General features: G+C 75.4%; 2 protein-coding genes. One reads left to right on the top strand and one right to left on the bottom strand.

What is annotated here, in order from left to right:
- On the top strand, window positions 1–929 hold a 929-nt coding region (locus AB0J52_RS39735; RefSeq protein ID WP_500188304.1), incomplete at its 5' end, for an MMPL family transporter.
- Here AB0J52_RS39735 and AB0J52_RS39730 read toward each other — a convergent pair.
- A partial coding sequence (locus AB0J52_RS39730) for a TlpA family protein disulfide reductase (RefSeq protein ID WP_500188302.1) occupies window positions 826–1,603 on the bottom strand: 778 nt, incomplete at its 5' end. The genes AB0J52_RS39735 and AB0J52_RS39730 overlap by 104 nt on opposite strands.

Below are 1,603 nucleotides of genomic sequence, written 5' to 3'. Positions count from 1 at the left end.
CCCGCACCGTCACGCGCCAGCTCGGCGACCGCTTCGCCGCCGATCCCGCCAAGCAGATCACCGCCGTGGTCGAGGGCCCCGCCGGACGTCCCGCCCTCGACGCCTACGCCCGCCGCCTCGCGGACGTGCCGGGAGTGCGCACCGCCGCCGTCACCGGGACGTCGGGGGACCAGGCGCGGATCTCCGTCGGCTACGCCTTCGACCCGATGTCCCGTCAGGCCGTCCGCACTGTGCACGAGTTGCGCGCGATGCCGCCGCCGCCCGGCACGCGGGCGCTGTTCACCGGCATGCCCGCGTCGCGCGTGGACATCGTCCACATGATCGGCGTGCGGGTGCCGTGGATGCTGGGGTTCGTGGCGCTGGTGGCGTTCGCCGTGCTGTTCGGCGCGTTCGGCTCGGTCGTGCTGCCGGTCAAGGCGGTGCTGCTGAACCTGCTGTCGCTGTCGGCGGCGTTCGGCGTGGTCAAGCTGGTCTTCCAGGACGGCTGGTTCTCCGGCGTCCTCGGCTTCACGCCGGTCGGCGCGGTGGACGCCGACTTCCCGGTCCTGATCGTCGCGATCGCGTTCGGCCTCGCCGTGGACTACGAGGTGTTCCTGCTCGCCCGGATCCGCGAGGAGCGCGCCCGCGCCGCCGACCCGGCCGAGGCGATCGCGGCGGCCGTGCGCCGCACCACGACGGTGATAAGCGGCGCGGCGCTGCTGATGGTCGTGGTGGTGGCCGGGTTCCTGGCGTCCGGCATCGTGTTCATGCAGGTCATCGGGGTCGGGTTGATCGTGGCGGTGGTCGTGGACGCGACCGTCGTGCGGGGCCTGCTGGTGCCCGCCGTCATGCGCCTGCTGGGGGAGCGGGCGTGGTGGTCGCCGGGACGGCGCTCGCCTCGTGCAGCAGTGCCGCCAGCCGTCCCGGAGAGTCGGCCGGCCCGGCCGTGAGGACGGTCCCGGACGCGTCGGCGAGGACCGCGTAGGGCGGCCACGGCACGCCGTTGGCGGCGAAGACGTCCGGATCGACGAGGACGGGGAGGCCGCCCCGCCGCAGCGCGGCCGTCTCCCCGTGCTCCTCGAACGGGGTCACCACGACGACCGGCACGTGCCCGGCCGCTTCGGCGAAGGCGGGCAGCGCGTCCAGGCAGGTCCCGCAGGTGGGCGCGACCAGGGCGAACAGCGTCGTCCGTCCCCGCGCCGAGAGCCCGCCCGCCAGCACGAACTCGTCCCCGGCACGCGGCCCGCGCGGTGTCGGCGTCTCCGCCGCGGACGGCACCGGGACCGGCCCAGGCCGCAGCACCAGCCCGAGCCCGGCGACGACCAGCAGATAGCAGAAGGCGAGCGGCAGCCCGGACACGGAGAATCCGGGAGCGAACGCCGCCATGGCCGAGAGCACGATCATCGCGCCCGCCCGCGCCAGGCTCACCGGCCCGACCAGCGTCGTCCGCCCGGGACGGCCGAAACAGCCGCAGTCCACGCGGAGCCCGCGCCGCAGCACCGAGACCTGCGCGAGCAGCAGCCCGCCGAACAGCGCCGCCGAGCAGACGGCGCCGATCCGCGCGGTCCAGGGCAGGACGATCAGCAGCGCCACCGCGACCTCGGCGGCGGTCACCGTCCGCGCG

The organism is Spirillospora sp. NPDC049652 (assembly GCF_040675125.1).
Classification (GTDB): Bacteria; Actinomycetota; Actinomycetes; order Streptosporangiales; family Streptosporangiaceae; genus Spirillospora.
This window is presented reverse-complemented; position numbering and strand designations above follow the sequence as displayed.